This window comes from Paenibacillus sp. plas6 (genome assembly GCF_057221655.1).
Window position 1 is genome coordinate 3,805,885 of sequence record NZ_CM170151.1, and the last position, 15,802, is coordinate 3,821,686.

General features: G+C 38.9%; 13 protein-coding genes. 11 read left to right on the forward strand and 2 right to left on the reverse strand.

The window, feature by feature from the left end:
* Positions 1 to 83: 83 nt before the first annotated feature.
* A complete protein-coding gene (locus AC2TDL_RS16740; RefSeq protein WP_484697199.1) occupies positions 84 to 1,196 on the reverse strand; it encodes an AI-2E family transporter in 1,113 nt (370 codons plus the stop codon).
* A gap of 167 nt (positions 1,197 to 1,363) precedes the next feature.
* On the opposite strand from AC2TDL_RS16740, the gene AC2TDL_RS16745 reads away from it, so the two are divergent.
* Positions 1,364 to 2,674 carry a polysaccharide deacetylase family protein gene (locus AC2TDL_RS16745; protein ID WP_484697200.1) on the forward strand — a complete coding sequence of 437 codons (1,311 nt, stop codon included), beginning with the start codon at positions 1,364 to 1,366 and terminating at the stop codon, positions 2,672 to 2,674.
* A 154-nt stretch (positions 2,675 to 2,828) separates the two neighbouring features.
* Here the strand turns inward: AC2TDL_RS16745 and ilvD are convergent, their stop codons facing one another.
* Positions 2,829 to 4,514: a dihydroxy-acid dehydratase gene (ilvD, locus tag AC2TDL_RS16750; protein ID WP_484697201.1), complete on the reverse strand. Its 1,686-nt coding sequence runs from the start codon at positions 4,512 to 4,514 to the stop codon at positions 2,829 to 2,831.
* Between the two features lie 281 nt (positions 4,515 to 4,795).
* Here ilvD and AC2TDL_RS16755 point away from each other — a divergent pair, with 281 nt between their 5' ends.
* From AC2TDL_RS16755 to AC2TDL_RS16800, 10 genes are all read left to right on the forward strand, one after another.
* Positions 4,796 to 5,278: a MarR family winged helix-turn-helix transcriptional regulator gene (locus tag AC2TDL_RS16755; RefSeq protein ID WP_484697202.1), complete on the forward strand. Its 483-nt coding sequence runs from the start codon at positions 4,796 to 4,798 to the stop codon at positions 5,276 to 5,278.
* Between the two features lie 166 nt (positions 5,279 to 5,444).
* Positions 5,445 to 6,512 carry a BMP family protein gene (locus AC2TDL_RS16760; RefSeq protein WP_484697203.1) on the forward strand — a complete coding sequence of 356 codons (1,068 nt, stop codon included), beginning with the start codon at positions 5,445 to 5,447 and terminating at the stop codon, positions 6,510 to 6,512.
* Between the two features lie 69 nt (positions 6,513 to 6,581).
* Complete coding sequence (locus AC2TDL_RS16765; RefSeq protein ID WP_484697204.1) at positions 6,582 to 8,081, forward strand: ABC transporter ATP-binding protein; 1,500 nt, start codon at positions 6,582 to 6,584, stop codon at positions 8,079 to 8,081.
* Positions 8,074 to 9,141, forward strand: coding sequence for an ABC transporter permease (locus AC2TDL_RS16770; protein ID WP_484697205.1), 1,068 nt, complete (start codon positions 8,074 to 8,076; stop codon positions 9,139 to 9,141). The genes AC2TDL_RS16765 and AC2TDL_RS16770 overlap by 8 nt, the downstream gene beginning before the upstream one ends.
* On the forward strand, positions 9,125 to 10,048 hold the full coding sequence (locus AC2TDL_RS16775; protein ID WP_484697206.1) for an ABC transporter permease: 924 nt from the start codon (positions 9,125 to 9,127) through the stop codon (positions 10,046 to 10,048). The genes AC2TDL_RS16770 and AC2TDL_RS16775 overlap by 17 nt, the downstream gene beginning before the upstream one ends.
* 87 nt (positions 10,049 to 10,135) lie before the next feature.
* On the forward strand, positions 10,136 to 10,810 hold the full coding sequence (locus AC2TDL_RS16780) for a sulfite oxidase-like oxidoreductase (RefSeq protein ID WP_484697207.1): 675 nt from the start codon (positions 10,136 to 10,138) through the stop codon (positions 10,808 to 10,810).
* Positions 10,811 to 11,533, forward strand: a complete 723-nt coding sequence (locus AC2TDL_RS16785) for a nucleoside phosphorylase (protein WP_484697208.1) — start codon at positions 10,811 to 10,813, stop codon at positions 11,531 to 11,533. It abuts the gene before it with no gap.
* Positions 11,534 to 11,558: 25 nt separating this feature from the next.
* Entirely contained in the window at positions 11,559 to 12,509 is a 951-nt protein-coding gene (locus tag AC2TDL_RS16790; protein ID WP_484697209.1) for an AraC family transcriptional regulator, read from the forward strand.
* A 106-nt stretch (positions 12,510 to 12,615) separates the two neighbouring features.
* Complete coding sequence (gene melA, locus AC2TDL_RS16795; protein WP_484697210.1) at positions 12,616 to 14,112, forward strand: alpha-galactosidase; 1,497 nt, start codon at positions 12,616 to 12,618, stop codon at positions 14,110 to 14,112.
* A gap of 158 nt (positions 14,113 to 14,270) precedes the next feature.
* A complete protein-coding gene (locus AC2TDL_RS16800) occupies positions 14,271 to 15,518 on the forward strand; it encodes an MFS transporter (RefSeq protein WP_484697211.1) in 1,248 nt (415 codons plus the stop codon).
* Positions 15,519 to 15,802 lie beyond the last annotated feature (284 nt).

A 15,802-nucleotide genomic window follows, 5' to 3' on the forward strand; every position in this document is an offset into this window, starting at 1 on the left:
AGGAAGTACTACCTTCACTGCTCACTCCTTTGTTTAATAGCTGCATTAAACAGCTTATGATTACCAGTTTTTTGTGACTGCTATTAGTCATCTTGTAAGTCAATAGTATCGTATTCGCCAATCGGCTTACGAATCCATTTTTCCAAGTAACCTTGCTCGTATAGAGCTTTAATTAAAATTACGAGAACAGGAGATAGAATCATTCCTGCTACGCCAAAGATGGAAAGCGAAATAATCATAAAGGACAGCATTGTAAATGCTGATACACCAAGTGAATCACCTGTAATTTTTGGCTCCAGCAATTGACGAGCGATTACTACAACAAGCCAGATAGCAGTAATCCAAATTCCAAGATGATAGTCTTTGACAATAAATAAATATGTAATCCAAGGAATAAATATTGTACTAACACCAAGTAAAGGCAATATATCAAAGATTGCTGCCAGCAAAGAAATTACTAGCGCATGCTTGACCCCGAGCAATAGAAGTGAAACTAAAATTACAATAAACGTTAAAGTGATCAGCTTTAATTGCGCTTTAATATATACCCAAATTCCTTTTAATACATTGTCACGCAAAAAGAAAAAAGCAGACTTAAATGTATTAGGTGTTTTTTCTTTAGCAATTCTTTTCCAATCAAGTATTTCGATGCTTAAAAAATAAGCAAGGATTAAGCCGATAGCAGCATTAAATACAAAGGAAGTAAAAGATGTAATGGAATTAATAACAACTGTCAAACCGGTCATAAGCCATTTTTGGATTTTGTCTGAAGCATTTTGCAATGCTGTTGTTATTTCATCTACAAGATTAACATTAAACGGCAGACGCCCTAATTGCTCCTCTAAAAAAGATGTTCCACTAGCGATATTAGCAGTAAGAATTTGTTGATATTTTGGCAAGTTGGATATCAGTTCGGTACCTTGGGCTGCAGCAATAAAAATTAAAGCTCCGATTACACCAAGAACAAGTAATGTGAACAAAATGACTGAGATCGCCGCAGCAATACTTTTCTTCATACCAAGTTTATTAAGTTGTTTAGCTAATGGCTCTATACAGACAAAAATAACTAGTGCAAAAAAAATCGGCTTAGCAATGTTATATACTAGACTAAAAAGCCACATTGCAAGGAAAACGGTTATGACAATTAGTGCAATATCAAATATCGTTCTCCAATATTTTTTATAGAAGGGTAACAACTAGAACCATCCTTTCCTATCTAGTGTAGATATTTAATTAACATGAATTAGTAATGTGAAAAAATATTAAATATGCTACAATATTAGCTGTGACTTTATTGCATTTAATTCCGATCAGACAGCTAACATATATAGACTATATCATTTATTTGGTGAGGAATACAATCATGTCTAACCTATTTATCTGGGGATTTTATTTTGCAGCACTTTATGCTTTTATACCTGGACTGCTAAGCAGAGTGTTTGGTTATCGTGTGTTTAAACGAGGTACAGCTAAACAGGAAGTAGCACTAACCTTTGATGATGGTCCAGATCCTGTGTATACAGAAAAATTACTTGATCTGCTACAGAAATATAACGCTAAGGCTACATTTTTTGTTGTAGGTGTTCATGCTGAGAAGCACCCGGAGTTATTACTGCGGATGAAAAATGAAGGCCATGTCATTGGTATTCACAATTATGAGCATAAAACAAATTGGTTGATGCGTCCAAAAACAGTTAGGAAGCATATCCAATTAACGAATGACATTATTGAAAAAGTAACTGGTGAACGTTCTATTTACTATCGACCTCCTTGGGGAATAATGAATTTATTTGATTATCGAAATGTAACAACCCTAAATATTATTTTATGGTCGGCTTTATTTGGAGATTGGTCCGCGAAAATTACTGCTGAAAAGTTAAAAAATCGAATGCTTAAAAAAGTTGCTCCTGGTGAGGTGTTACTGCTGCATGACTGTGGACGAACTCCTGGAGCAGATGTGAATGCTCCCCGAAATATGCTTATTGCGCTAGAAGCTTATTTAGAAGCTGCTACGGCAAAAGGTTTGAAAATGGTTACAATTGATCAAATGATTAAGCTGTCTGAGAAAAAAAATAAAACGAAGTTACCGTTAGTTAAGCAATTGATTGTAAAGCTTTGGCTAGGATGGGAGCTGCTTTTTCATAAAGTGATGCGGCTTAAGCCAGTTAGTGATGGTGCGGCGCCGTTTTTGTATTATCGGATTTTGACTTATAAAGGCAAGGAACTTCCGATGCAGGAAGGACAAGTATTACGTAAAGGTGATTTATTTGCAGAAATGCATTTTGATAATAAAAAGCTCTCAGAGATTGCGTTTGCTTCCAAAAATCCGCTAGTAGTTGCAATAAAAGTAATCCGGGAAGTAGAAGCTGCATTACCGTTACTTGCGAAGGCAATTTATGAAGAAAGTAAGGTTAAGCCCGTTAAAGCGTTACATGGTATAACAATGATAAATCGTGGAGCAGATAAGCTTGGGTTTGTTATACACGAATTGCCAAATGGTCTATTTAAGAAAAGCACTAAGATTTATCTTTCCTTGTTAATGAAAGTATTAACCCCAACTCGTAAAGGGGAAAAAAGTAATGAAGCCAAAGCTGGCCTATCTGCACAACAAGGAGAAGAACCAAGAATTTTATTGATGTCGACGGATTACTTAGTAAAGAATTTTATGAAATAGTATAAATAAAGGATGCTTGTCATTTCAGGTTTAGCTATCGGCTGATCTGAAATGATAAGCATCCTTTTTAGTTTTTAAATCCTATAAGCATTAAAAAAGCTGCTTAGAAAATCAGCAACATTACTGACTTTCTAAAGCAGCTTTCTAAATAGAACTACATTTTCATTACTGCACCAGTGTTGGCACTTGTAACTAAATGAGCGTAACGAGCTAAATAGCCGCGTTTAATTTTTAGCTCAAAGCCTGGCCATGCAGCTTTACGAGCTTCCATTTCTTCATCGCTAATTAGAACGTTAATTGTACGGTTATTCATATCGATTTCGATAATATCGCCGTCTTTAATGAACGCGATTGGACCACCGTCTGCAGCTTCAGGTGATACGTGACCGATTGAAATACCGCGAGATGCACCAGAGAAGCGACCATCTGTAATAAGCGCAACTTTTGCACCCAGCCCCATACCAGCGATTTGTGAAGTTGGAGCAAGCATTTCAGGCATACCTGGACCGCCGCGTGGACCTTCGTAACGAATAACGACAACGTCGCCTTCTTTAATTTTTCCGTTTGCTAGACCTGCAAGACATTCATCTTGTGAGTCAAACACAACAGCAGGACCTTTATGGTAGCCGCCAACAGATTTATCAACCGCACCAGTTTTAATTACAGATCCGTTAGGAGCTAGGTTACCGAATAGGATAGCTAGTCCACCGCGTTCTGTGTGCGGGTTGGACAGTGGGCGAATAACGTTGTGATCTTTAATTTCGCAGCCCTCAACGTTTTCACGAAGTGTTTTACCTGTTACAGTAATACAATCGCCATGAAGTGCGCCTTCTTTTTTAAGAAGTTCATGGATAATTGCACTTACCCCGCCAGCAGTGTGAAGATCTTCAATATGATGGTCAGAGGCTGGAGCTAGTTTTGCTAGATGAGGAGCGCGTTCAGCGATTGCATTAATATCCTCGATTGAATATTCAATGCCAGCTTCATGAGCGATTGCCAATGTATGAAGAACGGTATTTGTTGAACCGCCCATTGCCATATCAAGCGCAAATGCATTGTCAATGGCTTCTTTGGTAATAATATCACGAGGTTTAAGGTCCATTTTAATAAGTTCCATCAACTGACGAGCAGATTTTTTAACGAATTCTTTACGTTCAGGTGATACAGCAAGAATTGTACCGTTACCTGGCAACGCAAGACCGAGCACCTCTGCAAGACAGTTCATAGAGTTTGCTGTAAACATACCAGAACAAGAACCACAAGTAGGGCAACCGTATTGTTCAAGCTCAAGCAATTGCTCATCATCAATGATTCCTTTTTGGTGAGCTCCAACACCTTCAAAAACGCTAGTTAATGAAATAGCTCGGCCATCTTTTGTTCTGCCGGCTTTCATTGGTCCGCCGCTAACAAACATTGTAGGGATGTTTACACGAAGCGCACCTAGCATCATCCCTGGTGTAATTTTGTCACAGTTTGGAATACAAACCATACCGTCAAACCAGTGTGCGTTAACTACTGTTTCAACAGAGTCAGCAATAATTTCACGGCTTGCTAAGGAATAGCGCATACCGATATGTCCCATAGCAATACCATCGTCAACACCGATTGTATTAAATTCGAACGGTACGCCGCCAGCTTCACGAATTGCTTCTTTAACCAGTTCACCAAATTCCTGCAAATGTACATGTCCAGGAACGATGTCAATATATGAGTTACAAACCGCGATAAATGGTTTGTCAAAATCCTCCTCTTTAACCCCAGCAGCGCGCAACAAACTACGGTGAGGAGCACGATCAAATCCGCGTTTGATCATATCAGAACGCATTTTTTGTCTAGCCATAATGAAGAGCCTCCTTGTATAAATACATACAGTGCAATGATTCACTGCATTGTCAACTAAAAAACACTTATAGTTGTAATATTATCACAATGAACATATTCTGGCTACAAACTTATGAATTAGCATAAAGGAATTAAAGCAAGAGAGATATAATTTTGCTATACTAGTTCTGTACAAAGTTTGAGTAAGGTTACTAGAATAATAGGATAGGGTTTGAATATTAAGTAAGCAGTAACATTTGCCAAAATTGCTTATTAGTAATTGAAAGGAGGTATTCGTAAATGAGCAATGAACAGCAAAATATGGAAATGATGATTAAGCTTGATGAAGGATTTCGTGAAATTCGCAGCATGATTCAAAATTATTGGAGCAGGCACGGTACAGTGGGAATTGGTTTAAATCATTCAAGATTACTGACGATGATCGCAGAAAATGGACCAATGAAGGCTTCTCATTTAGCAGATAAACTTCATATTACATGTGGGGCAGTAACTGGTTTAGCTGATAAATTAATCGAATATGGCTTACTAATGCGTGAAAAAGATAGCAGTGATCGCCGAGTTGTTATGCTTGCGTTAACAGAATTAGGTAAACAACGGGCAAAAGAAATAAAAGCGAAGCGCGAAGCACTTATGCTGCATTTATTTGCTGATATGACTAATGAAGAAATGAGCTTTGGGTTACACTTATTTACAAAGCTTCAAAATAATTTACTGAAGTTTGAAGAGGAACTAGAGCAAGATCCAAACCGTGAAAGAATATAAAAAATGAAAAACTGTTGTAAACGGATAAATTTTTAATGGTAACATAGTGTAATCGTTTTAACTTTGTCTATTATGTGAATTTTGCTTTATTTTACTTAAATTTGTTTATGGATTGTGTAAGATGAAGTAGAAATATGTCGAAACTTATATTAAAGGAGAGAACACTGTGAAAAAGAGATTGGCTTTACTATTAACATTAGTGCTAGTTATTGGATTGCTGGCAGCATGCGGCAACAGTAACTCTGCAAACAATGCAGGAAACAGCGCTTCTAACAACACTTCGAACAACACTGCGTCAGGTACTGATAGCGAGAAGAAGGATATAAAAGTAGCTGTCGTATTACCTGAAAAAATCGGAGTGAACCCTTTCTGGGAATTGATGGATCAGGGTCTTAAAAAAGCAGGCGAAGATTTTGGAATTGAAGTAAAAACTGTTGAATCTGCAGATCCAACTGCGTTTGAACAAAACTTCCGCTCTGTAGTCGCTGAAGACTATGATTTGATTATTACTGCAACATTCCAAGCTGAAGACGTACTTCGCAGAGTAGCTGCAGAAAATCCAGATAAACCATTTGCTTTGATTGACCAAGTTATTACTGATGTACCAAACGTACGCAGTGTAGGCTTTGTTGAAAATGAAGGAGCATTCTTGCTTGGTGCAGCAGCTGGTTTGATTACAAAATCAAATGTTGTTGGTAATGTCGTTGCGATCGAAAGTGAATTGATGGATAAATATACAAAAGGCTTTGAAAAAGGTCTTGCATATACAAATCCAGAAGCTGAAGTGCTTGTTAGCTATGTAGGAAGCTTTGATGACACTGCAAAAGGTAAAGAGCTTGCTCTTGTTCAACATTCTCAAGGTGCTGACTTTATCGCTGGTATGTCTGCTGTTAGTGATTTCGGTGTATTTGAAGCTGCTAAAGAAAAAGGCTTCTACACTTCTGGTCAAGACGTTGACCGCACAGTAGAAGATCCGGAGCATGTTATTTTATCTCAGCTAAAAAGTGTAGATACAGTTACTTATCAAACTGTTAAAGACTTTGTTGAAGGTAACTTTGATTATGAACCTAAATATTATGGATTGGCTCAAGATGGTGTAGGTCTTACATTCGTAACTAGAGATTCTGAGTCTCCATTAAGCGATGCAATTGGTGAAGAAAACATTGCTAAGCTAAAAGAAATTGCTGAGGGGATTAAAAACGGTTCGATTGACGCTTCAATCACTGCAGAATAAAAGTATTTCTAGTTATTTACCGGCTGCATCTGATGCAGCCGGTTTAATTATTTGAAAGGAGCGTACCTTATGCTGCTTGAAATGGACAATATTACAAAGTCATACGGATCAGTGATAGCGAATCGCAATGTTAGCTTTAATTTACGCAAAGGTGAAGTACATGCCCTAATTGGTGAAAATGGTGCGGGCAAAACAACGCTAATGCGTATTTTGTATGGTATGGAAAGTCCGACAAGCGGCCATATCAAGCTAAACGGTCAAGAAGTTACTTTCAATGATCCAACGGATGCTATTAAACATAAAATTGGTATGGTTCATCAGCATTTTATGTTGTTTCCTGCATTTTCAATTGCTGAAAATATCGTAATCAGCAGAGAGCCGAAAAAAGGCGGTATGTTTAACCGCAAGCAAGCAATAGAAGAGACAATTAGGCTGTCCAAGCAGTATAACATGCCAGTTGACCCAAAACAAAAGGTTGGGGATTGTTCACTTGGCATGCAGCAGCGAGTAGAAATTTTGAAAGTGCTTTATCAAGGAGCCGAAATTATTATTCTTGATGAGCCAACTGGTGTTCTTACTCCTCTTGAAGTAAAAGAATTGCTGGCTTCAATAAAACAACTTTCTGCTCAAGGGAAAAGCTTTATTATTATTAGCCATAAGCTTAGTGAAATTATGGAAGTATCCGATCGCATTACTGTATTGCGAGATGGAGTTGTAACAGGGACAGTTAACGCTGCAGAAACGAGTGAGGAAGAGCTTTCCCGTATGATGGTTGGTCGTGAGCTTATTAAATTGGAGCGCAGCAAGCTGGAAACTGGAAAGACAGTTGTAAAAGTGGAAGGTTTAACGATTAAAGGACATAAAAGCAAGCCGCTTCTCGATCAAGTCAGTTTTCACGTAAATGAAGGCGAGATTGTCGGGATAGCAGGAATTTCTGGTAATGGACAATCTGAGCTGCTTCAGGCGTTATCAGGTTTAACATCAATTGATCAAGGATCAATTACAATTCAAGATAAGAATGTTACAGGTGCTTCTGTTAAGAAAATACGCGATAGTGGTTTGGCACATATTCCTGAGGATCGTTATTTATGGGGAGTGTCAAAAGAAGCGACCGTTTCAGATAATGGAATTATGGGGCATTTATCCTCCACAAGTAAATATGGTATTTTGAATGGAAAGCGAATACGCTCTCTCGTTCAGGGTTGGGTAAATACGTTTGGTATTAAAACAGGTTCACTTGATACAAAGGCACAGTATTTGTCAGGCGGTAATTTGCAGAAGCTGATTGTAGCTCGCGAGCTTGCTCAAAGTTCACCATTTTTAATTGCTGCTGAGCCTACTCGAGGAGTTGACGTAGGGGCAATGGAAATTATTCATGGTGAACTATTGAAGCGACGCGAAGAGCGTGCAGCGATATTGCTTGTTTCAAGTGAATTGACTGAAATTATGAAGCTGTCTGATCGGATTCTCGTTATGTTCGAAGGGAAAATTGTTGGTGAGCTAGATGCTTCCACAGCAACCGAAGAACAAATTAGCTTACTCATGGCAGGAGGTAAGGCGGTTGGATAAATTTAAAGATACACTGAAGTCATTGATACAGCCGCTACTGGCAATTATCGTAGGGCTAATTGTTGGAGCAATCGCGATTGTTATTGATGGCGGAAATATTTTTGAGACTTATCAGGAAATGTGGAAAGGTGCATTCGGCAGCTTTTACTTTACTACGAATACATTTGCGCGTGCAACGCCGATTATTTTAATTGGATTAGGGGTAGCTCTTGCGTTCCGTGCAGGCTTTTTTAATATGGGTTCTGAAGGACAAATGGTGCTTGGAGCATTAAGTGCTGCATTAACTGCCATATACGTTCCAGGATCTGGTATTGTAAAAATGTTAGCTGCGATTTTAGTGGGGATGATTGTCGCTGGTCTGTACAGCGCATTAGCCGGCTGGCTTGAGTCGCGCTTCGGTATGAATTTATTGATTACAACGCTTTTGTTTAACTATATTGCATCATTGTTTGCAAGTTATATGGTAACCTATCCTTTTAAAGATCGGACAGGCTCATCAGCACTATCGCAAACTGAAATGATTGATTCAAGCGTTATGTTTTCAAAGCTATTTAAAGGTATGACGATTCATACAGGTTTTATTATCGCTATCATTTTAACCATCTTACTTCATCTGTTTATCAAATATACTACAAAAGGTTATGAAATACGGATGATGGGTGGAAATCCTTTGTTTGCCAGCTATGGCGGTGTTAATCGCGGTAAACTATTAATCATTAGTATGTTTGCAAGCGGCGCGTTTGCCGGATTAGCAGGTGCTTCCGAGGTATTAGGTACACAATATCGCTATTTGGATGGTGCTTTAACATCAGCAAACTATGCCTGGTCAGGCATAATGGCGACGTTGCTTGCTAACTCGCATCCGCTTGGTACTTTTTTCACTTCTGTACTGCTTGCAGCGTTGCAAACTGGCGGAATGGGAATGGAACGCAATACCGAGGTTCCATCAGAAGTATCCAGCATTATTCAAGCAGTGCTTATTCTATTCATTTCAGCTAAGTTCACGATTTCATTTATAAAACGTAAGAAAGCGGGGGCAAAAGATGGATCAGCTGTTTGATGTATCATTGTTCGCTGCGACGTTACGTATGGTTGCACCAATTTTGCTGGCTGCGCTTGGTGGAGCAATATGTGCTCGTGTCGGTTTGTTTAATGTAGGCTTAGAGGGATTAATCTTAGTCGGAGCATTCTCTGCGATTTTAGGTAACTATTTAACAGGAAGCATTACGGTTGCGATTGCTTTTGCAATTGTTATTACGCTTCTCTTTTCGTTAATATTCGCATATATGAGCATTAATTTACAGGCTAATGCGATTGTTGTCGGGATTGCGCTCAACTTTTTAGCAACAGGATTGACTACCTTTGCTCTACGGGCAATCTTTGACGTTAAAGGTGCATATTATGACAAAGATATGAAAGGATTGCCTAAGCTTGAAATTCCGCTGCTTAAGGATATTCCTTGGATCGGAGATGTATTCTCTGGACAATCATTGCTCGTTTATATTGCGATTTTGATCGTCATTTTGCTTCACATTTATTTATATAAGTCCGTATCGGGCTTTCGTCTGCTTGCCGCAGGTGAAAATCCAGTTGCCGCACGCAGTTTAGGGTTGCATGTCAAAAAAATTCAATATATGGCAGTGCTTATTTGCGGTGTTTTATGTGGACTTGCTGGTGCACAGCTGTCGCTTGGTAATGTTACAATGTTTAGTGAAGGCATGACAAATGGTCGAGGCTTTATCGCACTCGTTGCGACAATGCTTGGTCAATCTAACCCAATTGGTGTAGCTGGCGCGAGCCTATTGTTTGGTTTTATGGAAGCGTTAAGCTATCGTCTGCAAAACTTTTCTATTCCGTCGCAAATTACATCCATGCTGCCTTTTGTCGTGACAATTGTGGCGCTAATTTTCTTCAAAGATAATGGCTACAAGGATGAGGCGAAGAAGTCGAGCGGCAGTACACGTTAGTAATTGGGCTAAGTAAAATGTTTGAAATAAACAGCGATTAAATGAACAGCTAAGAATGAGACATAGGAAAAGGAGGCTTTAATAAATATGCATAATAAAGCAGAGCGATTAAAAAAGACAAAAGCTCCTCTAAAGGCAAATGTGCCACCTGAGCTGGCACATCGAGTTCCACCTGGACAAACGGTAACTGAGCGATTCCCTATTTTGCATGAGGGGGATGTACCAGAGTATGATATGTCCACTTGGAAATTAAAAATTTTTGGTGAGGTTGAGCAGGAGTTAAGCTTTACTTATGATGAGCTGATGAGCTTGCCGCAAACAGATATTACTTGCGACATTCACTGTGTTACACGTTGGTCGAAGTTGGATACGCATTGGCGTGGAATTAAGTTTTCAGATCTTCTTCCAAAGCTAGGTGTAAAGCCTGAAGCCAAATATGTGATGGTTCACGGAGATAATGACTATACAACAAATATTCCACTAGAGGATCTGCTGCGTGATAATATTATTTTAGCGCATACGTATGAAGGTGAACCATTAACTCCAAAGCATGGCGGACCGTTGCGCTTAATTGTTCCGCATTTATACTTTTGGAAAAGTGCAAAATGGCTTACTGGCTTTGAATTTATGAAGGAAGATGCGCCAGGCTTCTGGGAGCAAAACGGTTTCCATAACTATGCTGAGCCATTTGCTGAGCAGCGTTTTTCGCAAGAGGGATTTGATTTGCCTGAGGATGAATGGCATGGGAAGGAGTATGACTAAATGTTTCTATCTATACTAGAAGTTGATTCTGAGCAATTGCCAGGTCTTGCAATTGTATGCGGTGATCCAAGACGTGCAGCGAAAATTGCTGCTAAGCTGGATAATGCGAGAGAACTTGCATACGCACGCGAATACCGTACCTTTGTCGGCAGCTATAAAGGAGTTGAGCTTGCCGTAGTTAGTCATGGTGTAGGCTGTCCTGGGGCAGCTGTTTGCTTTGAAGAATTAATTAAAGGCGGTGTACATACGTTAATTCGCGTTGGTACAGCCGGATCTTATTCTGCTGAGCATCCAGCAGGAAGCTTAATTGTTAGTACAGGCTGTATTCGTACAGATGGGCTTACGAAGCAGCTAGTGCCAGATGGCTTTCCAGCAATTGGAGATAGTGCAGTTGTTGAAGCGTTATATGCTGCAGCAATTGAGCAAGGCGGTATCGTTAAAAAAGGGTTAACTTTAACGCTTGATATGTTTTTCAGTGGGGTAAATGACTTTCCTCATAAGCAATATAAGGCAGCAGGTGCATTAGCAGTAGAAATGGAAATTGCAGCATTATATGTAATAGCTGCATTGCGCGGCGCTCGCGCTGGTGCGATTGTTGCCTTAGATGGCTATGCAGATTCTGATCTTGCTGCAGATTATGATCCGCATACGAATGTAGTAAGCGAAGCAGTAGAACGAGAAATTCAAGCAGCGCTTGAGGCACTTGTAGCTTTGTCAGCTTAAAAGAAATTAAGCAGGAGGAGCAAGGATGAATCAATTATTTGCTAAACATGGACTTACTAGAGCCAGTTTACCGCTATTTAGCGCATATTATTATCGTCAATGGAACAATTATGAAATGGATTTTCATATTCATGATTCGATTGAAATTATGTATGTCATTAACGGAAGCTGTCAAATTGAGTTATGTTTAAGCAGAGCTGATTCTCCTGCTCTTTTTTCATTGAAAAAGGGAGAATTTATCGTTTTGGACGGTAACGTGCCGCATCGCTTAATTGTAAAAGCTGAGAGCGGTTGTCGAATGCTCAATGTTGAATTTACTTTTAAGCAAGGCCTGCCGCTACTTCCTTCCATTTATGAGCTAGCTAACAAAAATGATGAGCTAGCTTATTTTATTAAGCAAGTTAGTGATTATGTCGTTTTACGAGATGTTGATGAAGTATATGCAACCTTGAAAAGCCTTGTACTTGAGCTGGAATGGCAGAGAGAAAGCAGTAATAAGTCTGGCAAGCAAGCTAATCAAGAGCAGGGTAGTCTAAAGCAAGAACTATTATTTACAGGACTTATTTTACATATTGCCAATTTATATAAATTTGCTAACCAATTAGAAAATCGTTTAACGGCAGCACAACAATATGTGAAGCAAGTGCAACATTACATTCAACAAAATTATGATGGTGAGCTTTCAGTAGAGCAGCTTGCTAGACATGTAAATGTCCATCCAAACTATTTGCACCGTATTTTTCGTGCGGAAACAGGAATGACGATTATTCAATATTTGAATCAATTTCGCTTAGATAAAGCGATGATGCTGCTAAGTCAAACAGATATTGCAATCGCAGATATTTGTGAATTTGTTGGGATTAATAGCAGACAATATTTTCATGAATTATTTAAGAAGTACACAGGTTTGACGCCAGTCCAATATCGCGAGCAAAGCAATCGACAATTACCGGATCCTAATGCGAAAAGTATATAGGTTAGAATTGTTGACAGTTTAATAATGTAAAAGTCACTTTTTCGATAACGCTTTCTTTCTCGTTGTTGCTACAATTGAGGCAATTCGAGTTAAGGAGGCTTTTTTTATGTCAACATTTAAAGTAACTTTTATTGGAGCTGGATCAATTGGCTTTACTCGCGGTTTATTGCGCGATTTATTGTCTGTCCAGGAATTTAATCATATTGATATTGCTTTTACAGATATTAATGAGAAAAATCTAGAAATGGTTACTGCACTATGTCAACGAGATATTGATGAAAATGGGTTAAACATTAAAATCCAGGCAACGACCAATCGAAAAGAAGCGCTTCGTGATGCAAAATATGTGATTTGTACCATTCGCGTTGGTGGTTTAGAGGCGTTTGCGACAGACATTGATATTCCATTAAAATATGGCATTGACCAATGTGTCGGTGATACGTTGTGTGCTGGCGGTATTATGTATGGTCAGCGTGGAATTGCCGAGATGTTACAGATTTGTCGAGATATTAAAGAGGTGGCTGCCAAGGATGTGCTGCTGCTAAACTATGCAAATCCGATGGCTATGCTAACATGGGCATGCAATAAATATGGCGGGGTTAACACGATTGGGCTATGTCACGGTGTACAACATGGGCATCAACAAATAGCGGATGTGTTCGGCTTAACGAAAGATGAAGTAGATATTATTTGCGCAGGCATTAATCATCAAACTTGGTATATTTCAATTAAGCATAAGGGACGCGATTTAACAGGGGATTTGCTAGAAGCATTTGAAAAACATCCCGACTATAGCCGAACAGAAAAAGTAAGAATTGATATGCTGCGCCGCTTTGGCTACTACAGTACAGAATCAAATGGGCATTTAAGTGAATATGTTCCTTGGTATCGTAAACGTCCTGAAGAAATTAACGATTGGATTGATCTAGGTTCATGGATAAATGGTGAGACAGGCGGTTATTTACGAGTATGTACAGAGGGGCGAAATTGGTTTGAAACAGACTTTCCTAACTGGATGAAAGATAAGCCGATGGTATTTGCAGAAGAACATCGCGGGGAAGAGCATGGCTCCTATATTATTGAAGCATTAGAAACAGGTCGCGTATATCGTGGACATTTTAATGTCGTAAATCATGGTGTTATTTCGAATTTACCTCATGATGCTATTATTGAAGCGCCAGGTTACGTTGATCGCAATGGTATTTCTATGCCTGTTGTTGGAGAGCTTCCATTAGGACCTGCAGCGGTATGTAATGCAAGTATCTCCGTTCAGCGTCTCGCGGTAGAAGCAGCAGTGCATGGCGACGATTTTCTATTGCGTCAAGCATTTATGATGGATCCGCTTATTGGTGCAGTATGCAATCCAAAAGAAATTTGGCAATTGGTCGATGAAATGCTTGTAGCGGGTGAAAAGTGGCTGCCGCAGTATAAAGAGGCGATTGCAGCCGCTAAGCAACGCTTAGCAACAGAACCACTAATTGCAACGAAGAATTATCAAGGCGCTGCGAGACTTAAAGTAAAAACGATCGAAGAAATGGAGCAAGATCGCGAGCAAGCTAATCGAAATGCAGGCGAATCTGATAAGGGTAAGCAGCGATTCTAAAAAATTAGCAATTGTTCTCTGAAATGGATAGATTGTTAGGATGATGATCGATTATTTGTATCAGTAAATTTCATAATAGGCACTCCTCCCGTCTTATTTGTATGGTAAACTGTCAATGTCTAGACTAGAGGTTTAATACATACTAGGGAGAAAGCGAGATGTTACACTTGAACCTTGTTAGCAAGATTAGCAGCAGATTGAGCAGCAGCTCCATTCCACCACAGCAAAGGTTAAGCAAGGAAGCGATAGTTTCTCTAATTATTCATGCTTTCTTTCAATTTGGGGCATCGATGTCGGGATTGTTTCTTAATTTATATTTGTGGAGACTAACCGAGGATTTTACCATTAATGCTATATACAATATTGTAAACTTTACGTTGACTCCGATTGCTTTTGCCCTAGGTGGATTTATCGCCAAAAAGCTGGATCGTATGGTCGTATATCGACTTGGAATCATGCTTTGTGCAGCATTTTACCTTCTAGTAATCATTACACGGGAAGCAGTACCTGACTACTATATTTTATTTGCGATACTAAATGGAATATCTTCGGGTTTTTATTGGACAGGGTATTTAATTTTACAATATGATGTTTCGACTGATCAAAATCGTGTTCGTTATTTAGCAATTAATATGGTCACTTTTAATACTGCAGGATTAATTGGACCTGCATTAGCAGGCTCGATCATTTCGCGAATGGAAGGCTTGCAAGGCTATATTATTATCTTTATGATCGCATTTATTATGTTTGTCATTGCAGCATTCATTAGTACACGGATAAAAACGACTGTGAATCATCATAAAAAATATTATTTGAATTTCGTTGGCTTAATTATGAAAAAGAATAAGCTATGGCTGTATAGCTTATTCAGTTTCTTTATCTTTGGGTTATTTCAAGGCATTATGTTATTTTTGCCAAATATATTATTGTTCCAAGCATTAGAACGAGAGGACCTTGTTGGATATTTCGGTGTATTATTTTCAGCAATTACCGTTGCCACTGGTTATGTCATTTCTCGCTTTGCGCAAAAGGAGCAGATTCGAAAATATATTTTTTACTCGACAATCTGCATTGTTCTGGCAGCATCATTGCTGCTGTTTGATGTCAAGCTATGGTCTGTTATTCCTTTTATGATCGTGTTCTCAATTTGTAATCCTTTATCTAGCAATTCATTAACATCATATTTTTATCGTCTAATCAGTTTATTGCCACTCAAGGGACAGCTTAAGGTAGAGTCTGTTGTGATGCGCGAGGTATTTTTGAATGCGGGACGGGTTTCTTCGATTGCCTTGCTTGTCTTAATGGCAAATGATCTGCAATCTAGCTGGTTGCCAGTTGTCATCTTTGTCATGGCAGCAGCGCAGTTCTTAATATTATTGTTTGTCAAAGCATCGGAAAATGAATAGACATATTTTAATATTAAAGGGGCTGCTTACTGGTGGAAAATCTACATAGATTTTCTAGTACTTCTTTAACTCATGCAAAGCCTATTATTGGAAAGGCGAACTTTGCATGGGGCTAAACGTTTAATTTCGCCTAAGAAATTCAAAAATATGTTCAAGGGGAAACAATTTATATCCCAAAGCAGGAGCAAATTGATTTTATATTTGCAGCGATAGCAATGAATGTAACAAAAAAATAACAGCTAAATAAATGAGGAGAGGTACATATTAACCTCTCCTCATTTGTA

What these genes read in the sequence shown, in the direction of transcription:
- AC2TDL_RS16745 (WP_484697200.1), top strand. Translation starts at nt 1,364, where the DNA reads ATGTCTAACCTATTTATCTGGGGATTTTATTTTGCAGCACTTTATGCT.
- ilvD (WP_484697201.1), bottom strand. Translation starts at nt 4,514, where the DNA reads ATGGCTAGACAAAAAATGCGTTCTGATATGATCAAACGCGGATTTGAT.
- AC2TDL_RS16755 (WP_484697202.1), top strand. Translation starts at nt 4,796, where the DNA reads ATGAGCAATGAACAGCAAAATATGGAAATGATGATTAAGCTTGATGAA.
- AC2TDL_RS16765 (WP_484697204.1), top strand. Translation starts at nt 6,582, where the DNA reads ATGCTGCTTGAAATGGACAATATTACAAAGTCATACGGATCAGTGATA.
- AC2TDL_RS16775 (WP_484697206.1), top strand. Translation starts at nt 9,125, where the DNA reads ATGGATCAGCTGTTTGATGTATCATTGTTCGCTGCGACGTTACGTATG.
- AC2TDL_RS16780 (WP_484697207.1), top strand. Translation starts at nt 10,136, where the DNA reads ATGCATAATAAAGCAGAGCGATTAAAAAAGACAAAAGCTCCTCTAAAG.
- AC2TDL_RS16785 (WP_484697208.1), top strand. Translation starts at nt 10,811, where the DNA reads ATGTTTCTATCTATACTAGAAGTTGATTCTGAGCAATTGCCAGGTCTT.
- AC2TDL_RS16790 (WP_484697209.1), top strand. Translation starts at nt 11,559, where the DNA reads ATGAATCAATTATTTGCTAAACATGGACTTACTAGAGCCAGTTTACCG.
- melA (WP_484697210.1), top strand. Translation starts at nt 12,616, where the DNA reads ATGTCAACATTTAAAGTAACTTTTATTGGAGCTGGATCAATTGGCTTT.
- AC2TDL_RS16800 (WP_484697211.1), top strand. Translation starts at nt 14,271, where the DNA reads ATGTTACACTTGAACCTTGTTAGCAAGATTAGCAGCAGATTGAGCAGC.